Here is an 18849-nt window from a genome sequence, read left to right as displayed (position 1 = left end):
AACAGACGCGGCGACACTCGGAATCACGGTGCGTCCATTGCACGGGGGCGCGCGGGCAGTGTCAAGCGCGGCGCGCCTCCGTTGCCGGATGTACACCGGAGGGCGGACCCTCGTCCGCCCCGCGGCGGAGGGGCTGGTCGGAGCGGGAGAGCGCTTCCGCGACAATATACCCATCGACGACTCGGAGGAAAGATGAGCGAGGACGCAGCGCGCGGACGCGATCGGCAGCAGGTGCGCGCCGAGACCGCGCGCTTCGACGATCCGCGAGAGCTGGGGCGGCTGCTGCCGGCGGGTCTGCGGATCGGGCTCGCGCAGAGCGCCTTCCAGACCGAGGGCTCGCTCGAGGTCGGCGGGCGCGGGCGCTCCGTCTGGGACGACTTCGCGCTGCGGCGCGGCACGATCGCCGAGGAGGCGACGCCCGAGTTCGCCACCGACTTCGTCCTGCGCTGGCGCGAGGATCTGGCGCTGCTGGTCGACCTCGGCGTCGACGAGCTGCGGCTCTCGATCTCCTGGACCCGGCTGCAGCCGGACGGGCGCGGACCGATCGACCGCGGCGGCCTCGGCTTCTACGACCGCCTGCTCGACGAGCTGGCCGGGGCCGGGCTGCGGATCGCGCTCACCCTGCAGCACCGCGACACCCCCTCCGCGCTCAGCGGCGGCTGGATGAACCGCGACACCGCCTTCCGCTTCGGCGACGTCGCGTTCGAGATCGGCTCGCGGCTCGGCGACCGGGTGGCGGACTGGATCACGCTCGATCAGCCGTCGACCGTCTTCCTCGAGGGCTACGCGCTGAAGAACCAGGCGCCGGGTGCCGGCCGGCTGTTCAGCGCTCTGCCCGCTTTGCACCATCAGCTGCTCGGGCACGCCGTCGCGGTCGAGGCGCTCCGCTCGGCGGACCTCGCCGGCCGTATCGGCCTCGTCGACGCGCAGGCCGTGGTCGAGCCCGCGAGCGAGTCGGAGCGGGACGGCGCCTGGGCGGCGCTCGCCGACGTCCTGCAGAACCGGCTCGTCGCCGACGCCGTCCTCACCGGCGCCTATCCAACCGGGCCGGAGGAGCTGCCGCCGTTCCTCGCGCCGCTCGCGGGCGTCGACCCGGTCGACCTCGCCCGCATCAGCGCGCCGCTCGATTTCTACGGAGTCGCGCCGCTCGCGCCGCAGCGGATCGCCGCGGGCCGCGACCCGGCGCTGCCGACCGGGCCGGGTGCGCCTCCCGCGCTGCCGTTCCACACCCGGCCGTGGCCGGAGCTCGACCGCACCGGCGACGGCTCGCCGTTCGCGCCGTGGGCGCCGGTGGCGGTCCTGCGCGGGCTCGTGGAGCGCTACGGCGATGCGCTGCCGCCGCTGGTGCTGACGGAGCTGGGTGCGAGCTACCCGGACCTGCCGGACCGGCAGGGGGCGATCGTGGACACGGAGCGGATCCGCTGGCTGGGGGCGCACCTCGGGGCGCTCGCGGAGGCCGTGCACGAGGGGCTGCCGCTGGAGGCCGTTCAGGTCTGGACGCTGGTCGACGCCTTCGAGTGGCAGCACGGCTACACCCGGCCGCACGGGCTGGTCGCGCTCGACTCCCGCAGCCGCGACCGCGTGCCGAAGGCCTCCTTCGACTGGCTGCGGCGCGTGCTGGACGAGCGCTCCTGACGGCGTCTGCCTGCGGGTCTCGATACGCCCCTGCGGGGCTACTCGACCAGCATGAAAAGGAGCGCCGCGCGTCCTTTCCCTCACCACCGAGACGCGAAGCGGCTTCGCCGCTCGATACGCCCCTGCGGGGCTGCTCGACCAGCAAGAGGCGGGGCTGCTCGATCAGCAGGGGGTTCGCTCCGGCGTGGCAGACTGCCGCGATGCGCAGCCTTCTCGCCCTCGCCTCGATCCTGCACGCCGAGCCGGCCCCGGTGCTGGCGGCCCTCGCCGAGGTGCTCGCCGGTGACGACGGGCCGGCGTTCGCGCGCTCGGTGGACGGACTCGAGCGGCGGCTCCCCGTCGTCGGCGTCGAGCAGTGGCGCGTGCTGGCGGACGAGGAGGGCTCGCGGGTGGAGTGCGAGCTCGTCGCGTCGGGCGCCTCGTCCGCGCTCGCGGGCGTGCTGGCCCGCCGCCGGATCCGGGACGCGCCGGAGCGGTTCCGCACCGTGGTCACCGCCGTCGCGGACGTCGTCGAGACCCGAGGCTGAGTGCCCCCCGCACGGGGAATGTGCGGGCCCCGCGCGCTGTTGTCCTCGATAGCGGGGTGGGGCCCGAGTGCCTCGCCCATCGGATCGCTCGGAGGAGCTGAACGCAGATGGCAGGAACAGCAGTGAGCAAGGGACGGGGAGCGCGCGGCGGCGACGAGGAGATCGTCTACCGCCGGCACGCGAACGGACGCGGCATGGTCGCTCCGGGATCGCGCGTCTCCGCGTCGGCGTACGTCGAGACGGGCGCCTACGTCGAACCCGGCGCGACCGTCGGGGAGCGCGCGTGGATCGGCGCGGGCAGCTGGGTCGACCGCGATGCGATGATCGGGCACAGCGCCTTCATCGGCGCGAACGTGCACGTCGGTCCGGAGGCCATCATCGGCCCCGGGGCGCACATCGGCAGCTACTCGCGGATCGGCGGCTCGGCCGTCGTCGCGACCGGCGCGCGGGTCGACCGCGACACGGTCGTCACCCCGGGCAGCCGCTTCGGCACCGACGACGGCGTCCGCGAGATCGGCCGCCGCGCCGCGTAGAGCGGACGACCCCACGACCCTGTTCCGCCCGACCTCAGCACTCACAGATCAGTGCTGAGGCGGCGGAATAGGGTCGTTCCATGTTCGAACTCCACCACCTCAGCGCTCAGGAGCAGTGGGACTGGCTGCAGCGCGGCGAGATCACCCCGCTCGAGCTGACCGAGCACTACCTCGCGCGCATCGAGCGCTGGAACGGCGAGCTCGGCGCCTTCACGACCGTGACCGCGGACGCGGCGCGAGCCCGGGCGGCCGCGCTCGACTCCGTCCCGCGCACCGCGCTGCTCTGGGGACTGCCGAGCGGCGACAAGGACCTCTGGCGCCGAGCCGGCGTCCGGACGACGTTCGGGTCGAGGCTGCGCGAGTCGTTCGTTCCGGACGTCTCCGACGAGATCGTCGAGGTGCTCGATGCGGCGGGGGCGATCAGCCTCGGCAAGACGGCCGCCCCCGAGTTCGGCATGCCCTCCTACACCGAGAACCTCGTCGGACCGCCGACGGTCACGCCCTGGGACATCTCGCTCGGTGCGGGCGGGTCCAGCGGAGGCGCGGCGAGCGCGGTGGCGGCGGGCCTGCTCCCGTTCGCGCCCGGCTCGGACGGCGGCGGCTCGATCCGCATCCCGGCCGCCGCCTGCGGGCTGGTCGGCCTGAAGCCCTCCCGCGGGCGGGTGCCGGCGTCGTCCGGGGTCGGCGGGGTGGGCGGCCTCGTGGTCGCCGGACCGCTGACGCGCTCGGTCGCCGACGCGGGGATGCTGCTGGAGGGGATGCTCGAGCGCCGCAACGGCGTCGTCCCGCAACGCACGGCGCTGACCGCGCCGGGCGACGGCGACGGCTCCTTCCTCGGCGCCGCGGTGCGCGGGGAGGGCCGGTTTCAGATCGGTGTGCTGACCGCCTCGCCGTGGGACGACGAGTACGACATCGGACTCGCTCCGGAGGCGCGCGCCGCCCTGGACGAGGGCATCGCCGCGCTCTCGGCGATCGGCCACGGTCTCGACGACGCGGTGCTCCCGCCGTCCGCCGCCTATCCCGCCGCCTTCCGGATGCTCTGGCAGAGCGGGGCGTCGACGCTCCCGATCGAGGGCGACGAGCTCGACCTGCTCGAACCGCTCACGCAGTGGCTGGTGCGGGAGGGGCGGAAGCGCTCGGCCCGCGAGATCGTCGAGGCGGCAGGCGTGCTGTCGGCGTACGAGCGCGCGGTGATCGCCGCCTTCTCGCCGTTCGACGCGATCCTCACCCCGTCGATGACGATGACGCCGCGACCGGTCGGCTGGTACGACGCCGAGGACCCGGAGCGCAACTTCGAGCAGCAGGTGCGTTACACGCCGTACACGTCGTTCGTGAACGTGAGCGGGCTGCCCGCGATCGCGCTGCCGCTGAGCGTCACGGCGGACGGCCTGCCGATGGGGATCCAGCTGATCGGGCGCCCCGGCGGCGAGGCGGTGCTGCTGTCGATCGGCGCGCAGCTGGAGCGGCGGGCGCGCTGGCAGCGGCGGCACCCGGCGCAATGGTGAGGCCCGGGGAGCCGAGCGCTCGCTGACACCCGGCGAACGGGCAGCTCCACACCCTTGGCCGGTCAGGTTAGGCATGCCTATACTTACTTCCGATGTGCATGTTCGAGGGACGAGACGGCTCGGAGCCGGTCGACGTCAAGCAGTTCCTGATCGCGGGCGACGAGACCGTCGTGCCCTGGATCCAGAGCATGCTCGACGCGCTCCCCGCGAACGCCCGGGGTCAGGTCTTCGTCGAGGTCGACGACGCCCGCGGCCTGCCGCCGCTCTCGGCGCCCGGCCGCGTCTGCGTCACCTGGCTCGGCCGCTCGCAGCGCTCCGGCGCTCCCGGCACCGGTCTCGCCTGCGCGCGCGGCGTCGCGCTCGACCGCGCGGTGCGCGCCTGGATGGGCGAGATGTCCGTCGTCGACGGCGACTACCCCTGGGCGGACGACCGGCACGACTTCTGCGCCTGGGTCGGGGGAGAGGGTGCCGTCGTGGCGGAGCTCGCCGCCGACGTCGAGGCGCGCCTGCGGGTGTCCGCCGAGCACGCCGCTCGCTGAGAGCCACTCAGGATTAGGTAAGGCTTACCTTCTCTGCGACACTGGAGGTGTGCCTCCGCTGACCGAAGCCCCCGCCCGCCCGGCCTACCGGCCGTACCTCGCGACGGTCGCCCGCGCGACCCGGATCGCGCCGCACTTCATCCGGATCACGCTGACCAGCGACGACCTCGGCTCGGTCGGCTGCACCGGCCCGGATCAGCGGATCAAGCTGGTCGTGCCGACGCCGACCTCGAGCGCGCACGACTTCATGGCCTCGGTGGCGGACGAGGGCGGACCGGACGGTCTCGCTCCCGACTGGTACACCCGCTGGCGCGAGCTGCCGGACGCGCTGCGGAACCCGCTGCGCACCTACACGATCCGCGCGACGCGCCCCGAGCTGGCGGAGGTCGACGTCGTCTTCGTCGCGCACGGCGACACCGGCCCCGCCTCGGCCTGGGTCGAGTCGGCCCGGGTCGGTGCGCAGGTCGTGATCATCGCCCCCGACACGCGCTCGGAGCTGGCCGGCGGCGGCGTCGAGTGGCACCCGGGCGCCGCGACGACGCTCCTGATGGCGGGCGACGAGACCGCGGTCCCCGCGATCAGCGCGATCCTCGAGAGCCTCCCCGCCTCGGCGACGGGAGCCGCCTTCCTCGAGGTGCCGAGCTCGTCGGACGTCCTGCCCCTTCGGCACCCCGCCGGCGTCCAGGTGCAGTGGCTGGTGCGCACCGGGACGACCCCGGGCGCGCAGCTCGGCGACTCCGTCCGCGGCTGGGCGACCCGCTTCCTGACGGCCCACCATCGCGGGGTCGAGGTGTCGGACGTCGATGTCGACAGCGAGATCCTCTGGGAGGTGCCCGCGGAGCGCACCGATCCCGGCCTCTACGCCTGGATCGCGGGCGAGGCGGGCGCGATCAAGCTGATCCGCCGCTGCCTCGTGACCGAGCTCGGCGTCGACCGGACGCGCGTCGCCTTCATGGGCTACTGGCGGACGGGCCGCTCCGAGGCCAACTAGCGCCGCGGAATACCCGCTGCGGCGTCAGAGCGCCGCGGGCACGCCGACCAGGCGGCTCGACAGCGTCCAGAGGTCGCGGCCGAGCTGGCGGTCGCGCGCCTGCGCGGCGACGGCGCCGTCGGGCCGGAGCCCGTCGAAGTAGCTCCCGCTCGCCGCGCCGACGTCGGGCTCGGACGCCAGCGTGATCAGCGGGACCGCGCCCGCCTCCGCGGAGATCCCCGGCGAGCCGCTCAGCGACAGCAGCGACATCAGCCGCGAGTCGGCGCCGAAGCCGGTCGCGACGACGCCCGGGTGGAACGAGTAGGCGTCGACGGCGGTCGGCAGCAGGCGCTCGGCCAGCTCGCGGACGAACAGGATCGTGGCGAGCTTCGAGGTGCCGTAGGCGCGCCAGCCGCCCAGCCACGGCCCGCGCCGGCGGTCGAGGTCGTCGAGCGAGAGCCGGCCGATGCGGTTGGCGGCGCTCGCGGTCGAGACCACGCGGGCACCGGGTCGCTCGCGCCCGGTCTCGATCAGGCGGGGGAGCAGCAGGCGGGTCAGCAGGAACGGGGCCAGGTGGTTGCTCTGGATCGTCCGCTCGTGCCCGTCGACCGTCTCGCCGCGGTGCGAGACGAGCCCGCCGGCGTTGTTCGCGAGCACGTCGATGCCGTCGTAGCGGGCGAGCAAGGCGGCGGCGAGGTCGCGGACGTCGTCGAGGCGGTCGAAGTCGGCGAGGAACGGATCGCCGCCGATCTCCGCCGCGACCGCGCGGGTCCGCTCCGGGTTCCTGCCGACGACGGCGACACGGGCGCCGGCCGAGGCCAGCTCGCCGGCGGCGACCCGCCCGATTCCGGAGCTCGCCCCGGTGAGGACGACGACGCGCCCCGTCTGATCAGCGACCACGGATGTAGCCGCCCTTCTCGAGGCCGGCCTCGATCTCGAAGCGGTTCCGCAGCGGGTCGCGGCCGGCGACGAAGTACATGAGCGGGAACCACATGCCGAAGGTGCGCCACTGCTCCTTGTGCACGGCCTCGTGCTCGAGCACGCGGTCGGAGACGTTGCTGTCCGTCAGATAGCTCGTGCCGACGCAGGAGCCGCCGCGGCCGAACGCCCAGGAGGGCAGCCCGGTGAAGACGACGAGCCCGTTGCGGCGCTCGATCGGGCCCGTGCTCCAGAGCGCACCCCAGGCCAGTCCGACCGCGCAGGCGAAGAGGTAGCCGGGCCGGGTGATCGCCGGGTCGAGGGCGACGACCGCGACCGCGCGCCGCAGGGCGCTCACGCGCTGTCGCGCCCGTAGGTCTCGAGCAGGCGCAGCCAGACCTCGCTGATCGTCGGGTAGGAGGGGACGGCGTGCCAGAGGCGCGCCAGCGGGACCTCACCGACGACGGCGATCGTCGCGGAGTGCACGAGCTCGCCGACCTCCTTGCCGACGAAGGTGACGCCGAGCAGGACCTTGCGGTCCTCGTCGACCACCATCCGCGCGGTGCCCTTGTAGCCGACGGCGGTCAGCGAGGCGCCGGCGACCGAGCCGATCTCGTAGTCGACGACGCGGGTGCGGTAGCCCGCCTTCTCGGCCGCCGCGGCGGTGAGGCCGACGGAGGCGACCTCGGGGTCGGTGAAGACGACCTGCGGCACGGCCTCGTGGTCGGCCGTGGCGACGTGGGCGCCCCACGGCGCGTCCTTCACCTCGCCGCCGGTGCTGCGGGCGACGATCACGTCGCCGGCGGCGCGGGCCTGGTACTTGCCCTGGTGGGTGAGCAGCGCGCGGTGGTTGACGTCGCCGACGCCGTAGAGCCAGGGCGTGCCGGAGCCGACCGGGGAGCCGTCCGCGCCGAGCACGAGCATCGTGTCGTCGACCGTCAGCGAGTCGCCCGGCTCGAGCCCGACGACCTCGAGACCGATGTCGAGGGTCTGCGGGGCGCGGCCGGTGGCGGCGAGGATCTCGTCGGCCTCGACGACGTCGCCGCCCTCCAGGGTCACGGCGACGGTGCCGTCGGCGCGGCGCTCGACCGAGGCGGGGGAGCCGCCGATCCGGACGTCGACGCCCAGCTCGCGGAGAGCGTCGCCGACCAGCTCGCCGGCGAAGGGCTCGAACGGGGCGAGCAGTCCGCTCCGGGCGAGCAGGGTCACGGTGGCGCCCATGCCGGCGTAGGCCGTCGCCATCTCGCAGGCGACGACACCGCCGCCGACGACGACGAGGCGGCCGGGGACGATCTCGGCGCTGGTCGCCTCGCGGCTGGTCCACGGGGCGGCGGCGCGCAGACCCGGGATGTCGGGGACGACGGCGCTGGTGCCGGTCGCGACGGCCACGGCGCTCCGGGCGTGCAGGACGCGGACCGAGCCGTCGGGGGCGGTGACGCTCACCTCGCGGACGCCGCTGAGGCGGCCGTGGCCGCGGACGAGCTCGATGCCGGCGCCCTCGAGCCACTGGACCTGGCCGTGGTCGTCGAAGCCGCTGGTGACGGAGTCGCGGTGCGCCAGCAGCGCGGCGATGTCGACGCCGCCGGTGACGGCCTGCGCCGCTCCCGGGAGGTCGCGGGCGGCCCGCAGCGCCATCGGCGCGCGCAGCAGCGCCTTGGACGGCATGCAGGCCCAGTACGAGCACTCGCCGCCGACCAGCTCGCTCTCGACGATCGCGGCGGTCAGCCCGCCCTGCACGGCGCGATCGGCGATGTTCTCGCCGACCGGCCCCGCGCCGATGACGATCAGGTCGAAGGTGTCGGTCGCTGCGGTCTCGGTCTCGGCGTCGGTGCTCGGCGTGGTCATGGTCTCTCCGGATCGTTCTCGAGGGCGGTTCGCCCGTTCTGTCCTGGACTCCGGCGCCGTGCGGCCCGGAGGACGTTCTCAGTGCGCGGGCACGATCTCGGCGCGCCAGCCGTCGTAGCGGCCGCCCTCGCGCTCGACGACCTCGATCACCTGGCGGAGGAAGGCGGTCGTCGCCTCCTCGTCCACCGCGGCGTGATGGCTCGCGACCAGCACGAGGCGCAGCCGCAGGCGCGAGATCGCGATCTCGAAGCCGGAGGCGACGAGCGCCCGCCCGGCCCGGCGCGCCCTCGAGCGGCGGGAGAAGACGGCGAAGTGGTCGACCTCGCGCAGCTCCCAGACCTGGTCGCCGTAGCGCAGGCGCACCTCGAGCTGCTGGGCCGCGCGCTCGCGCTGGGCCTCGAGGACGGAGGTGTGCCGGGCCGAGGGGGCGGCGATGGTGGTCGGGATGGACGTGGTCACGGGTGCCTGCTCGCTCATCGGCCGGTGAACTCCGCTCGGGTGCGGGAGAGGAAGGCCTCCATGCCGATCCGCGCGTCGTCGGACGCGGCGAGGCGCGCCAGCTCGGCGGGCAGGGCGGCGGCGGCCTCGGCGTCGGAGGAGGCGACGGCGAGCCGTGCGCTCGCGAGCGCCGCCTGGACGGCGAGCGGGGCCTGCGCGGCGATCCGCTCGGCGAGCGCGCGGGCGGCCTCGGCGACGGTGCCGTCGGGCACCACCTCCTGGACCAGGCCGATCCGGTGCGCCTCGCGGGCGTCGAACTCGTCGCCGGTGAGGATCCAGCGCATCGCGTCGCCCCAGCCGGCCGCGCGCGGGAAGCGCAGGGTCGCGCCGCCGAAGGGCAGGATGCCCCGGGCGACCTCGATCTGGCCGAAGCGGGTCGACTCCTCGGCGAGGACGACGTCGCTCGCGAGCGCCAGCTCGATGCCGAGGGTGAGGCAGGTGCCCTGCAGGCCGATCACGACGGGCTTCGCCACCGGGCGGGTGCGGATCGCCCACGGGTCGAGCCCGCCCTCGGGCACGAAGTCGAGGCCGTCGCCGCCGAGCCGCGGGCCGATGTCGGCGAGGTCGAGACCGGCGGTGAAGTGCGCGCCCTCGGCGAGGACGACGCCCGCGCGCAGCTCCGGATCGCGGTCGAGCTCGCCGTAGGCGGCGGCCAGTTCGCTCAGCAGCCGGAAGTCGGCGGCGTTCCGTTTCTCGGGCCGGTCGAGGACGATCTCGAGCACGTGCCCGCGCCGCTCGGTGCGCACACGTCGCCGGTCGTCGCTCATCGGTCCTCCGCTCGGGTCGCGTCCGTCCATCTTGCCCGGTGCCGCCGACACCGGGCCGCGGCGGGGCGCCGATTCGGAGTCGGCGCTCAGGCCGACGACGTGCCGCCCGGCGCCCGGGTGCCGCTGAACGCTCAGACGCCGCGGGTCGTCGCGCCGACCAGGCGGAGGATCGTCGGCAGGTCGTCGACCGCGGCGGTCGGCGAGGCGGGTGCGAAGGAGGTGATCCCCGCGCCCGCGAGCGGGAACCGCGCCCGCAGCGCCGCGAGGCACTCGACGAGGCGCGAGGAGGGGACGCCGAACGGCACGGGGTCGAAGAGACCGGCGACCTCGGCCGGGTCGAGGACGTCCAGATCGATGTGCGCGTAGACCGAGCCCGCGCCGGTCGCCTCGACGGCGGCGACGAGCGCCTCCGGATCGAGCGCGTCGACGCCGAGGTGGGTCGCGCCGCGCTCGAGCAGCCCCTCGAGCTCGCCCGGGTCCGAGGCGCGGACGCCGGCGAGGACGACGTGCTCGTCCGCGATCCGGTCGCCGGCGGCGGCGCTGAGCAGCCCGACACCGCGGCCGAGGACGGCCGAGAGCACCATGCCGCAGAAGGCTCCGCTGGGGGAGGTCTCGGGGGTGTTCGCATCCGGATGCGCGTCGAGCCAGACCAGCGCGACCGGCTCGGCGGAGCTGCGGACCGCGTGCCCGATCGCCGCGAACTCCACGCCGCAGTCGCCGCCGATGGTCACGATCGGCCCCGGACGACCTGCCAGCGCCTCGCGGACCCGCTCGGCGGTCACCGCGACGGACGCGTAGCGGCGGACTCCCGTGTCCTGCGCGTCGCCCGCCTCGGCGGGGACGTCGACGACGACGGTGGCGGAGGAGGGCAGATCGCCGCGGATCGCCTCGGCTCCGTCGACGAGGCGCATGGCCCGCGTCGACGCGGACCCCTGCCACTGGGGGACGACGAGGAAGGAGGCCATGAGTCTCACTATGGCACGCGGCTCGCGGGGGCCGAGGCCCGTGCGCGGCACCGCCGGATCAGGCGGCGGGGAGCTCGCCGGGCACGCCCGCGAGCGGATCCGCGGACGGCGCTTCGGGGCCGTCGAGGTCGAGCAGCGCCTCGTCCAGCGCGGAGCGGGCGCGGTCGTCGGCCGCCCTCGCGAGCTCGAGCGCGGCCGACGGATCCGCTGCCGCGAGATGCAGGGCGGCGTCCAGCTGGGCGCGGGTCTCCTCGGCGAGGATGCGCGGCGCGGCGGTGATCCGCTCGCCGTGCACGGCCGCGAGCAGGGCGACCGCGTCGGCCCCGAGCAGGGCGACAGTGCGCGCCCCCTCGACCAGGAGCAGCTGCCGCTCGGCCTGCGACCGAGGATCGCGGTAGCCGGCGACCACGGCGTCGAGGGCGGCGTCCGCCTCGAGCAGCAGGGCGAGCACGGCGGAGGGGTCGTGGCGGACGTCCGAGGCGCGCGCGTCGTCGGCGCTGAGCAGCAGGGCGGTCGCGGCGGCGCAGGCGGTCGCGACGTCGGCGGCCGAGGCGAGCTGGGCCGTGGTGCGGACCCCGGTCAGGGTGCTCGCGCGGTCGAGGTCGTCGCGCACCGAGCGCTCGAGCGCGCTGAGCTGGGTCTCGGCGCGCTCCAGCAGCGCCGTCTGGGCCTCGACGGCGTCGAGCAGCGCGGCGGCGTCGTCGTCGCGCTCGGCGGCCGCCTCGACCGCCTCGCGGAGCGGTCGCACCTGCCGCTCCGAGGTGGTGCCCGCGAGGACGGAGACGTCGGCCCGGGAGCGGTGCAGCCGCTCGGGGAGGGACGGGGGCGGCGAGGTCACTCCGTGATCGTACGGGGCCTGTGTTACCGACCGTGTCGTCCCCGCTCGACCCGCCGCGCGCCCGTGCACAGGATGGAGGCATGCCAGGAACGCTCGCCATCGTCGAAGTCGCTTCGACCCGCCCCGGACGCGACGAGTACCACTCCTACGTGCAGATGCTCAACGGCCGCATCCTCGGCCTCGCCCGCGAGCTGGGCTGGACGGCGGAGCGCTTCGCCGCCGAGGACCTCGGCACCGCCCGGCTGCTCGAGCGGACGCTCGGCGCGGACGCGATCGTCCTGGCCGGCGGCGAGGACATCGCCCCCGAGCGCTACGGCGTCGCCCGCGGCTACGCCGGCGAGGGCCCGCACGCCGAGCAGGCGGACGACGCGCAGATCGCGCTGGTGCGCCGGGCACTCGCCCGCCGCACGCCGCTCCTCGGCATCTGCCGCGGACTCCAGATCGTCAACGTCGCCCTCGGCGGCACGCTCGTCCCGGATCTCGGCCCGGAGGCCGCGCACCTCAACGCCGATGCGCCGGTGCACGAGCGCATGCACCGCCACGACGTGGTGCTCGCCGCGGACTCCACTCTGGGCGGCCTCTTCGGCGCGGAGGCGCTCGCCGTGCAGAGCGCGCACCACCAGGCGGTCGACGCCCTCGCCCCGGGCCTGCGGGTCGTCGCCCGCGCGGACGACGGCGTCGTCGAGGCGCTGGAGCACCGGGACGCGCCGATCGTCGGCGTGCAGTGGCACCCGGAGGACCCGGCGGCGCCGGCCGGTCAGCTCGCCGTCCTGCTCGAGGGCCTCGCGCGCGCCACGGCACGGGCGACCTCGGTCGAGGCCGTCGCCGCCTGAGCGCCGACGACCCCGGGTCGGATCCGTGCGGGTCGCGCCTCAGCCGGCCAGCCGCGCCATCCAGGCCTCGATGTCGTCGGCCGAGCGGGGGATGCCGGCCGAGAGGTTCTCGGCGCCGTCCGCCGTCACGAGGACGTCGTCCTCGATCCGCACGCCGATGCCGCGCAGCTCCGCCGGGACGGTGAGGTCGTCGGGCTGGAAGTAGAGCCCCGGCTCGATCGTGAAGACCATGCCGGCCTCGACGATCCCGTCCAGGTACATCTCGCGGCGGGCCTTCGCGCAGTCGTGCACGTCGAGGCCCAGGTGGTGGCTGGTGCCGTGCACCATGTAGCGGCGGTGCTGCTGGTTGTCGGCCTCGAGCGCCTCCTCGGCGCTGACCGGCAGCAGTCCCCACTCGGCGGTGCGCCGGGCGATGACGGCCATCGCGGCGGCGTGCACCTCGCGGAAGCGGATGCCGGGCCGGACGATCGCGAAGGCGGCGTCGGCCGCCTCCCGCACCGTCTCGTGCACGCGGCGCTGGGCGTCGGTGTAGCGGCCGTCGACGGGGAAGGTGCGGGTGATGTCGGCGGTGTAGTAGCTCTCCTGCTCGACGCCGGCGTCGAGGAGCACCAAATCGCCGGGGCGCACCGGCCCGTCGTTGCGGGTCCAGTGCAGAATGCAGGCGTGCGGACCGGCGGCGGCGATGGTGTCGTAGCCGACCGCGTTGCCGTCGGCGCGGGCGCGGCCGTTGAAGACGCCCTCGATCAGGCGCTCGCCGCGCTCGTGCCGGACGATGCGGGGCAGATCGGCGAGGACGTCCTCGAAGCCGCGGGCCGTGGCGTCGACGGCGGCGCGCAGCTCGGCGATCTCGTACTCGTCCTTGACCAGGCGCAGCTCCGAGAGGTCGCGCTCGAGGGCGGCGTCGCGCTCGAGGGCGTCGCCGCCGGTCTCCGTGCCGCTCGACTGCGCGTCCACGCGCGCGGTGACCACGGGGTCCGCCTCGCGGAGGATCGCGACCGCGGCGTCGCCGGCGTCCAGGGCGGCGTCGAGCTCCGCGATGCCCCGGGTCTCGAGACCGAGGTCGCTCGCGACCTGCGCGAGCGAGGGCCGCGGGCCGATCCAGAACTCGCCGATCTCGGAGTTCGCGTAGAACTCGTCGGAGTCGCGGCCGGCGCGCTCGCGGAAGTAGAGCGTCGCGGTGTGGCCCTCGCCGGCAGGCTCGAGCACCAGAACGGCGCCCGGCTCCGAGTCCGAGCCCCAGCCGGTCAGCCAGGTGAAGGCGGAGTGCGCGCGGAACGGGTAGTCGGTGTCGTTCGCGCGCTGCTTCAGCCGTCCGGCGGGGACGATCAGCCGGACGCCCGTGTGCAGGGCCGAGAGGCGCTCGCGGCGGCGGGCGGCGAAGGCGGCCTGCTCGCGCGGCGCGGGCAGCGCCTCCTCGCGGTCGGCCCAGCCGGACGCGATGAAGTCGCGGAACCGGTCGGAGCCGGGGGTCGTGGAGCGGTTGGTCGTCGCGCGCGGGGTCGGGGCGGCGGCGACGGTCTCCGGTGTCGCGGTGGTGGTCTGCTCGTCCGTGTTCGTCATTCCGCCATTCTCCTCCTCCGGCCGGGAGGGGCGAGAGGGGAGGCGGGTCAGGACCGCGCGATCAGGACCGCGCGATCAGGACCGCGTGGTCAGGACGACTCCTTGACCATCCCGCGGATCGAGAGCTGCGCGAGCACCGGGCGGTGGTCGCTGCCCGCGTCGTCCTGGTCGTCGAGCACGTCGAAGCCGGAGACGTCCCAGCGACCCGAGAACAGCACGTGGTCGATCGGAGCGGCGAGGGTCTGCGGGAGGCTCGTCGGCCAGGTGCCGACGGCCGCGGCGTTCGCGAGCCTCCCCGCATCGGCGCAGCCGCCGAGGTCGGAGTCGCCGGGGAGCGCGGACCAGTGGTCGAGCGTCGAGTTGAGGTCGCCCAGGACGATCAGGTCCTCCTCGGCCGTGCAGAGGTCGGCGAGCCGGGCCAGGTCGCTGCGCCACTCGGTCGCCGCCGCGGGTAGGGGCGCCGTGGTGTGCACGGCGGCGATCACCGGGCGCTCCGGGCTGTCGGGGCGCGCGACGAGCGAGGCGGTGGTCGCGGTCGGCGTGCTGGCGGCGTCGACCGAGTAGCCGCCGAGCGTCGGCGCGAGCAGGAGCGCGGTGCCGTCGGACGGGCCTGCTCCCGCGACCAGGTGCAGGATCATCGGCCGGCCGGCGGCGGCGAGGGCGTCGTTGACCTGCTGAGCGCGCTCCTGCGAGACCTCGAGCAGGGCGACCGCGTCGGCGGCGTTCGCGTTCGCGAGCGCCGCGACGGTCTCGGCGGGGACGCCGTCGTGCAGCAGGTTCCAGCTCAGGACGCGCAGATCGCCGAGCCGGTGCGCGCGCGGCGGGGCGGAGTCGCTCCCGCGGACCGCCTGCAGGCCGCCGAGGACGAGCGCGAAGGCGACGCCGATCGCCCCCAGGACCAGGGCGAGCCGGCGCACCGGCTCGACGAGTACGGCCACGACGACCAGGACCACGGCTCCGGCGACCGCGGCGACAGCGGTGGCCGCGCGGAACGAGACGAGCTGCGCGAAGGGCGTCTGACCGGCGATCCCGAAGAAGCCGGGTGCCGCGACCACCAGCAGCACGATCGCCACTGCGAGCGCCACCGCGAACTTGACCAGTCGTGTCCCCATCCCGGCTCAGGCTAGGGCATCGATCCCGGGGAGTCCGCAGGACGCGCGTCTACGATGGCGGGATGCATGTCCCCGGAGGCGGGTACGACCTCCACACCCACTCGCTCGTCTCCGACGGCACCGAGCCGCCCGAGGTGCTCGTCCGCGCGGCGGCCGCGGCCGGTCTCGACGGCGTCGCGCTGACCGACCACGACACGACCCGCGGCTGGGCGGCGGCGATCGCGGCGGCCGACGAGGCGGGGATCGACCTGCTGACCGGCATGGAGCTGTCCTCGCGCGTCGGCTGGGCGAGCGTGCACGTGCTCGCCTACCTGCCCGACCCGGACGACGCGGGCCTCGCGGCCGAGACGTCGCGGATCCGCTCGGAGCGCTCGCACCGCGCGCAGGCGATCGTCACGGCGATCGCAGCCGACTACGACCTGACCTGGGACGACGTCCTGGCGCAGACCAGCCCCGGGACCACGATCGGGCGGCCGCACATCGCCGACGCGCTCGTCGCCCGCGGGCTGGCGACCGACCGCTCGGCGGCCTTCGCGGGGATCCTCGACTGGCGCGGTGGTTACTTCCAGCCGCACTACGCTCCCGACCCCGTCGAGGCCGTGCGGCTCGTGCGGGCTGCGGGCGGCGTTCCGGTGATCGCGCACCCGGCGACCAGCACCCGCGGCATCGTGATCGAGTCGCTGCTGCCGGACCTCGTCGACGCCGGGCTGTTCGGCCTCGAGGTCGAGCACCGGGAGAACACCGGCGAGGGCAAGCGGCGCTTGCGCGAGCTGGCGGCGCGCTACTCCCTCGTCACGACCGGCTCGAGCGACTACCACGGCACGGGCAAGCCGAACCGGCTCGGCGAGAACACCACGGCGCGCGCGACGGTCGACGCGATCCGCGGAGCGGCGCGGGCGCGCTGAGCCGACCCGGCCTGCTGACCGCGGCGGGTCTCGATACGCCCCTGCGTGGCTACTCGACCAGCATGGTCCGCCGCTGGTCGGCGGCGGTCGCGCCCAGATGCTCCGCGGCGATCAGTGGCAGGCGCGCCACCTCATGCTGATCGAGTAGCCCGCGGAGCGGGCGTATCGAGATCCACCGGCGTCAGACACTCGGCCTGCTGACGAGGGCGGGTCTCGATACGCTCCTGCGGAGCTACTCGACCAGCATGCTTCTCATGCCGATCGAGCAGCCCGCGGAGCGGTCCTCCATGCTGATCGAGTAGCCCGCGGAGCGGGCGTATCGAGATCCACCGGCGTCAGACACTCGGCCTGCTGACGAGGGCGGGTCTCGATACGCTCCCGCGGAGCTCCTCGGCCAGCATGAAGCGGCTGCTACGCCGAGCCGTCCGGGCGGGGGCTGCGGCGGCGCTGACGGGTGCGGCGGCGGGGCTCGCTGTTGCCGTCGTGGTGCTCCTTGCTCTCGCTCGAGGGCGCCTGGCCGGCGGGCACCGACTCGGCCTCGGCGGCGGCGGGGGCGGTCTCGGCGGACTCCGCTCCGCGGTTGCGGCGGCGCGGCTCGCGGCCGCCCTCGCGCGGCTCCCGCGGCTCGCGCTGACGGGGCGCGCGCTCGGGGCGGGCGTCCGCCTTCGCCTCGGCGGGGATCGGGGTCGGCTTCAGCCGGCCCTTCGTGCCGACGGGGATGGCGAGGTCCTCGTAGAGGTGCGGCGAGGAGGAGTAGGTCTCGACCGGGTCGGGCTGGCCGAACTCGAGCGCGCGGTTGATGAGGGCCCACTTGTGCAGGTCCTCCCAGTCGACGAAGGTCACGGCGATGCCGGTCTTGCCGGCGCGGCCGGTGCGGCCGACGCGGTGCAGGTAGGTCTGGTCGTCGTCCGGGATGGTGTGGTTGATCACGTGGGTGACGTCGTTGACGTCGATGCCGCGCGCTGCGACGTCGGTGGCGATCAGGATGTCCTTCTTGCCGGCCTTGAACGCGGCCATCGCGCGCTCGCGCTGCTCCTGGTTGAGGTCGCCGTGCACGGCGGCCGCGTTGAAGCCGCGGTCGTTGAGCTCCTCGACGATGCGGGCGGCCGCGCGCTTGGTGCGGGTGAAGATGACGGTCTTGCCGCGGCCCTCGGCCTGCAGGATGCGCGCGATGACCTCGTCCTTGTCGAGCGAGTGCGCCCGGTAGACGATGTGCTTGATGTTCGCCTGCGTGATGCCCTCGTCGGGGTCGGTCGCGCGGATGTGGATCGGCTTGTTCATGAAGCGGCGGGCCAGCGCGACGATCGCGCCGGGCATCGTCGCCGAGAAGAGCATGGTGTGGCGGGTCGCGGGGGTCTGCGCGAAGAGCTTCTCGATGTCCGAGAGGAAGCCGAGGTCGAGCATCTTGTCGGCCTCGTCGAGGACCATCGTCTGCACGCTCGCGAGCGAGAGCAGGCGCTGACCGGCGAGGTCGAGCAGGCGGCCGGGGGTGCCGACGACGATCTGCGCGCCGGCCTTGAGCTGCTCGATCTGCCCCTCGTACGCCTTGCCGCCGTAGATCGAGACGATCTTGGTCGGCCGGTTGGAGGCGGCGAGCTCGATGTCCTCGGTGACCTGCACGGCCAGCTCGCGGGTCGGCACCACGATCAGCGCCTTGACGCCGGGCTCCGGGTCCTTGCCGAGGGCCTGGATGAGGGGGAGGCCGAAGCCGAAGGTCTTGCCGGTGCCGGTCTTGGCCTGGCCGATGATGTCCTGCTTCTGCAAGGCCAGGGGGATGGTCTGCTCCTGGATCGGGAACGGCTCGAGGATGCCCTTGGCGGCGAGTGCGGCGACGATGTCGTCGTCGATGTTGAGATCGGAGAAAGTCACGGAGTGAAGCGCCTGTCGTGTCGAACGGTCCACGCCCCTGTACGACTCGGGCGCAGGGTCACCGATCCAGCGCCGGTGACATCCCGGCGAGTCTACCGCCACGGGGGTCGTCGGGCCCGGAAGCGCGGGCGGCGCGCGCTCTACACTGATCGGATGGCAGCCTGGTTCCGACGTCGACGTCCGCTCGGCGAAGCCCCCCGACTGACCCCGCGCGGTGAGTCGACGAGCAAGCGCGACCGCGTCGATCTGGCCGATCTGACGCCGGAGCTGCTGCCCTACCTCGGTCAGGTGGCCTACCTCCAGCTCGCCGTCTTCGAGGCGCTGGCCCGCGGAGTGGCGGGCACGGACGACCTCGCCGACAAGGAGGCGATCTCCGCGGCGGCGGGCACCGCGCTCGCGAAGCACCACGCGGTCGTCGCTGAGCTGCGCCGGCGCGACGTCGAGCCGAGCGAGGCGATGGCACCGTTCCGGCCGGCGATCGACACCTTCGAGCACCTGACCCGTGGCGCCGATCTGCACGAGACGCTGCTGTCGGCGTACATCACGGCGGGGCTCCTCGACGACTTCTTCATCCGGCTCACCGGCGGGCTGCCGAACGACGTCGGCCCGCGGATCGCCCAGACGCTCGGCGCGGACACCGGTGTCGACGGCCTGGTCGCGATCCTCCGCCGCGAGATCGCCGCCGATGAGCGCCTCGGCTCCCGGCTCGCGGTCTGGGGGCGCCGGCTGGTCGGCGACACGCTCCTCGTCGCGCGCTCGGCGCTGATGGGCTCGGGCAACCCCGACTCGGACGAGTCGCGGATCGAGCCGGTCTTCACCGAGCTCATCGCCTCGCACACCCGCCGGATGGACGCGCTCGGGCTGACGGCCTGACGCCACGGTGCAGGTGTCAGCCGGAGCTCGGTCGGTACCGCGCCTCATGCTGGTCGAGTAGCCCCGAAGGGGCGTATCGAGACCCGTCGTCCTCAGCAGGGCGGGGCTGCAGAGTCGTCCTGCCGGCGGTGGTGGATCTCGATACGCCCGCTCCGCG

At 74.6% G+C, this 18849-nt stretch carries 19 protein-coding genes; 9 read left to right on the top strand and 10 right to left on the bottom strand.

Going from position 1 to position 18849, the window contains the following annotated elements:
• Positions 1–192 precede the first annotated feature (192 nt).
• From HQQ86_RS08750 to HQQ86_RS08725, 6 genes are all read left to right on the top strand, one after another.
• Positions 193–1635, top strand: a complete 1443-nt coding sequence (locus tag HQQ86_RS08750; RefSeq protein ID WP_173287759.1) for a glycoside hydrolase family 1 protein — start codon at positions 193–195, stop codon at positions 1633–1635.
• Between the two features lie 200 nt (positions 1636–1835).
• Positions 1836–2162, top strand: a complete 327-nt coding sequence (locus HQQ86_RS08745; RefSeq protein ID WP_173287757.1) for a hypothetical protein — start codon at positions 1836–1838, stop codon at positions 2160–2162.
• 122 nt (positions 2163–2284) lie between these two features.
• A complete protein-coding gene (locus tag HQQ86_RS22000; RefSeq protein WP_173287755.1) occupies positions 2285–2695 on the top strand; it encodes a transferase in 411 nt (136 codons plus the stop codon).
• 80 nt (positions 2696–2775) lie between these two features.
• Positions 2776–4200: an amidase gene (locus HQQ86_RS08735; RefSeq protein ID WP_173287753.1), complete on the top strand. Its 1425-nt coding sequence runs from the start codon at positions 2776–2778 to the stop codon at positions 4198–4200.
• A gap of 98 nt (positions 4201–4298) precedes the next feature.
• Positions 4299–4739 carry an SIP domain-containing protein gene (locus HQQ86_RS08730; RefSeq protein ID WP_160090420.1) on the top strand — a complete coding sequence of 147 codons (441 nt, stop codon included), beginning with the start codon at positions 4299–4301 and terminating at the stop codon, positions 4737–4739.
• Between the two features lie 49 nt (positions 4740–4788).
• On the top strand, positions 4789–5730 hold the full coding sequence (locus HQQ86_RS08725) for a siderophore-interacting protein (protein WP_173287751.1): 942 nt from the start codon (positions 4789–4791) through the stop codon (positions 5728–5730).
• A 24-nt stretch (positions 5731–5754) separates the two neighbouring features.
• Here HQQ86_RS08725 and HQQ86_RS08720 read toward each other — a convergent pair whose 3' ends face one another.
• The 7 genes from HQQ86_RS08720 to HQQ86_RS08690 form a co-directional block, all read right to left on the bottom strand.
• On the bottom strand, positions 5755–6609 hold the full coding sequence (locus HQQ86_RS08720; RefSeq protein ID WP_173287749.1) for an SDR family NAD(P)-dependent oxidoreductase: 855 nt from the start codon (positions 6607–6609) through the stop codon (positions 5755–5757).
• Positions 6599–6985, bottom strand: a complete 387-nt coding sequence (locus HQQ86_RS08715) for a Fe-S oxidoreductase (protein WP_367948599.1) — start codon at positions 6983–6985, stop codon at positions 6599–6601. Before HQQ86_RS08715 ends, HQQ86_RS08720 begins: the two co-directional genes overlap by 11 nt.
• Positions 6982–8472 carry an NAD(P)/FAD-dependent oxidoreductase gene (locus HQQ86_RS08710; RefSeq protein WP_173287747.1) on the bottom strand — a complete coding sequence of 497 codons (1491 nt, stop codon included), beginning with the start codon at positions 8470–8472 and terminating at the stop codon, positions 6982–6984. The genes HQQ86_RS08715 and HQQ86_RS08710 overlap by 4 nt, the downstream gene beginning before the upstream one ends.
• Positions 8473–8550: 78 nt before the next feature.
• A complete protein-coding gene (locus HQQ86_RS08705; protein WP_173287745.1) occupies positions 8551–8931 on the bottom strand; it encodes a ribonuclease E inhibitor RraB in 381 nt (126 codons plus the stop codon).
• Positions 8932–8945: 14 nt separating this feature from the next.
• Entirely contained in the window at positions 8946–9737 is a 792-nt protein-coding gene (locus HQQ86_RS08700; protein WP_173287744.1) for a crotonase/enoyl-CoA hydratase family protein, read from the bottom strand.
• Between the two features lie 131 nt (positions 9738–9868).
• Positions 9869–10702 carry an arginase family protein gene (locus HQQ86_RS08695; protein WP_173287743.1) on the bottom strand — a complete coding sequence of 278 codons (834 nt, stop codon included), beginning with the start codon at positions 10700–10702 and terminating at the stop codon, positions 9869–9871.
• Positions 10703–10760: 58 nt separating this feature from the next.
• On the bottom strand, positions 10761–11540 hold the full coding sequence (locus HQQ86_RS08690; protein WP_173287742.1) for a hypothetical protein: 780 nt from the start codon (positions 11538–11540) through the stop codon (positions 10761–10763).
• Between the two features lie 80 nt (positions 11541–11620).
• On the opposite strand from HQQ86_RS08690, the gene HQQ86_RS08685 reads away from it, so the two are divergent.
• On the top strand, positions 11621–12373 hold the full coding sequence (locus HQQ86_RS08685; RefSeq protein WP_173287741.1) for a gamma-glutamyl-gamma-aminobutyrate hydrolase family protein: 753 nt from the start codon (positions 11621–11623) through the stop codon (positions 12371–12373).
• A gap of 39 nt (positions 12374–12412) precedes the next feature.
• Here HQQ86_RS08685 and HQQ86_RS08680 read toward each other — a convergent pair whose 3' ends face one another.
• Positions 12413–13933: an aminopeptidase P family protein gene (locus HQQ86_RS08680; protein ID WP_173287740.1), complete on the bottom strand. Its 1521-nt coding sequence runs from the start codon at positions 13931–13933 to the stop codon at positions 12413–12415.
• 89 nt (positions 13934–14022) lie between these two features.
• Positions 14023–15045 carry an endonuclease/exonuclease/phosphatase family protein gene (locus tag HQQ86_RS08675; RefSeq protein WP_173287739.1) on the bottom strand — a complete coding sequence of 341 codons (1023 nt, stop codon included), beginning with the start codon at positions 15043–15045 and terminating at the stop codon, positions 14023–14025.
• A gap of 62 nt (positions 15046–15107) precedes the next feature.
• On the opposite strand from HQQ86_RS08675, the gene HQQ86_RS08670 reads away from it, so the two are divergent.
• Positions 15108–15950: a PHP domain-containing protein gene (locus HQQ86_RS08670; protein ID WP_173287738.1), complete on the top strand. Its 843-nt coding sequence runs from the start codon at positions 15108–15110 to the stop codon at positions 15948–15950.
• 411 nt (positions 15951–16361) lie between these two features.
• Here HQQ86_RS08670 and HQQ86_RS08665 read toward each other — a convergent pair whose 3' ends face one another.
• Entirely contained in the window at positions 16362–17819 is a 1458-nt protein-coding gene (locus tag HQQ86_RS08665; protein ID WP_173287737.1) for a DEAD/DEAH box helicase, read from the bottom strand.
• Between the two features lie 153 nt (positions 17820–17972).
• Here HQQ86_RS08665 and HQQ86_RS08660 point away from each other — a divergent pair, with 153 nt between their 5' ends.
• Positions 17973–18692: a ferritin-like fold-containing protein gene (locus tag HQQ86_RS08660; RefSeq protein WP_173287736.1), complete on the top strand. Its 720-nt coding sequence runs from the start codon at positions 17973–17975 to the stop codon at positions 18690–18692.
• The last annotated feature ends 157 nt before the right edge of the window (positions 18693–18849 follow it).

Origin of the sequence: Rathayibacter sp. VKM Ac-2857 (assembly GCF_013205025.1) — a bacterium.
Taxonomy (GTDB): Bacteria; Actinomycetota; Actinomycetes; order Actinomycetales; family Microbacteriaceae; genus Rathayibacter.
Note: the sequence above shows the minus strand (reverse complement) of the source record. Positions and strands in the feature narration are given on the sequence as shown.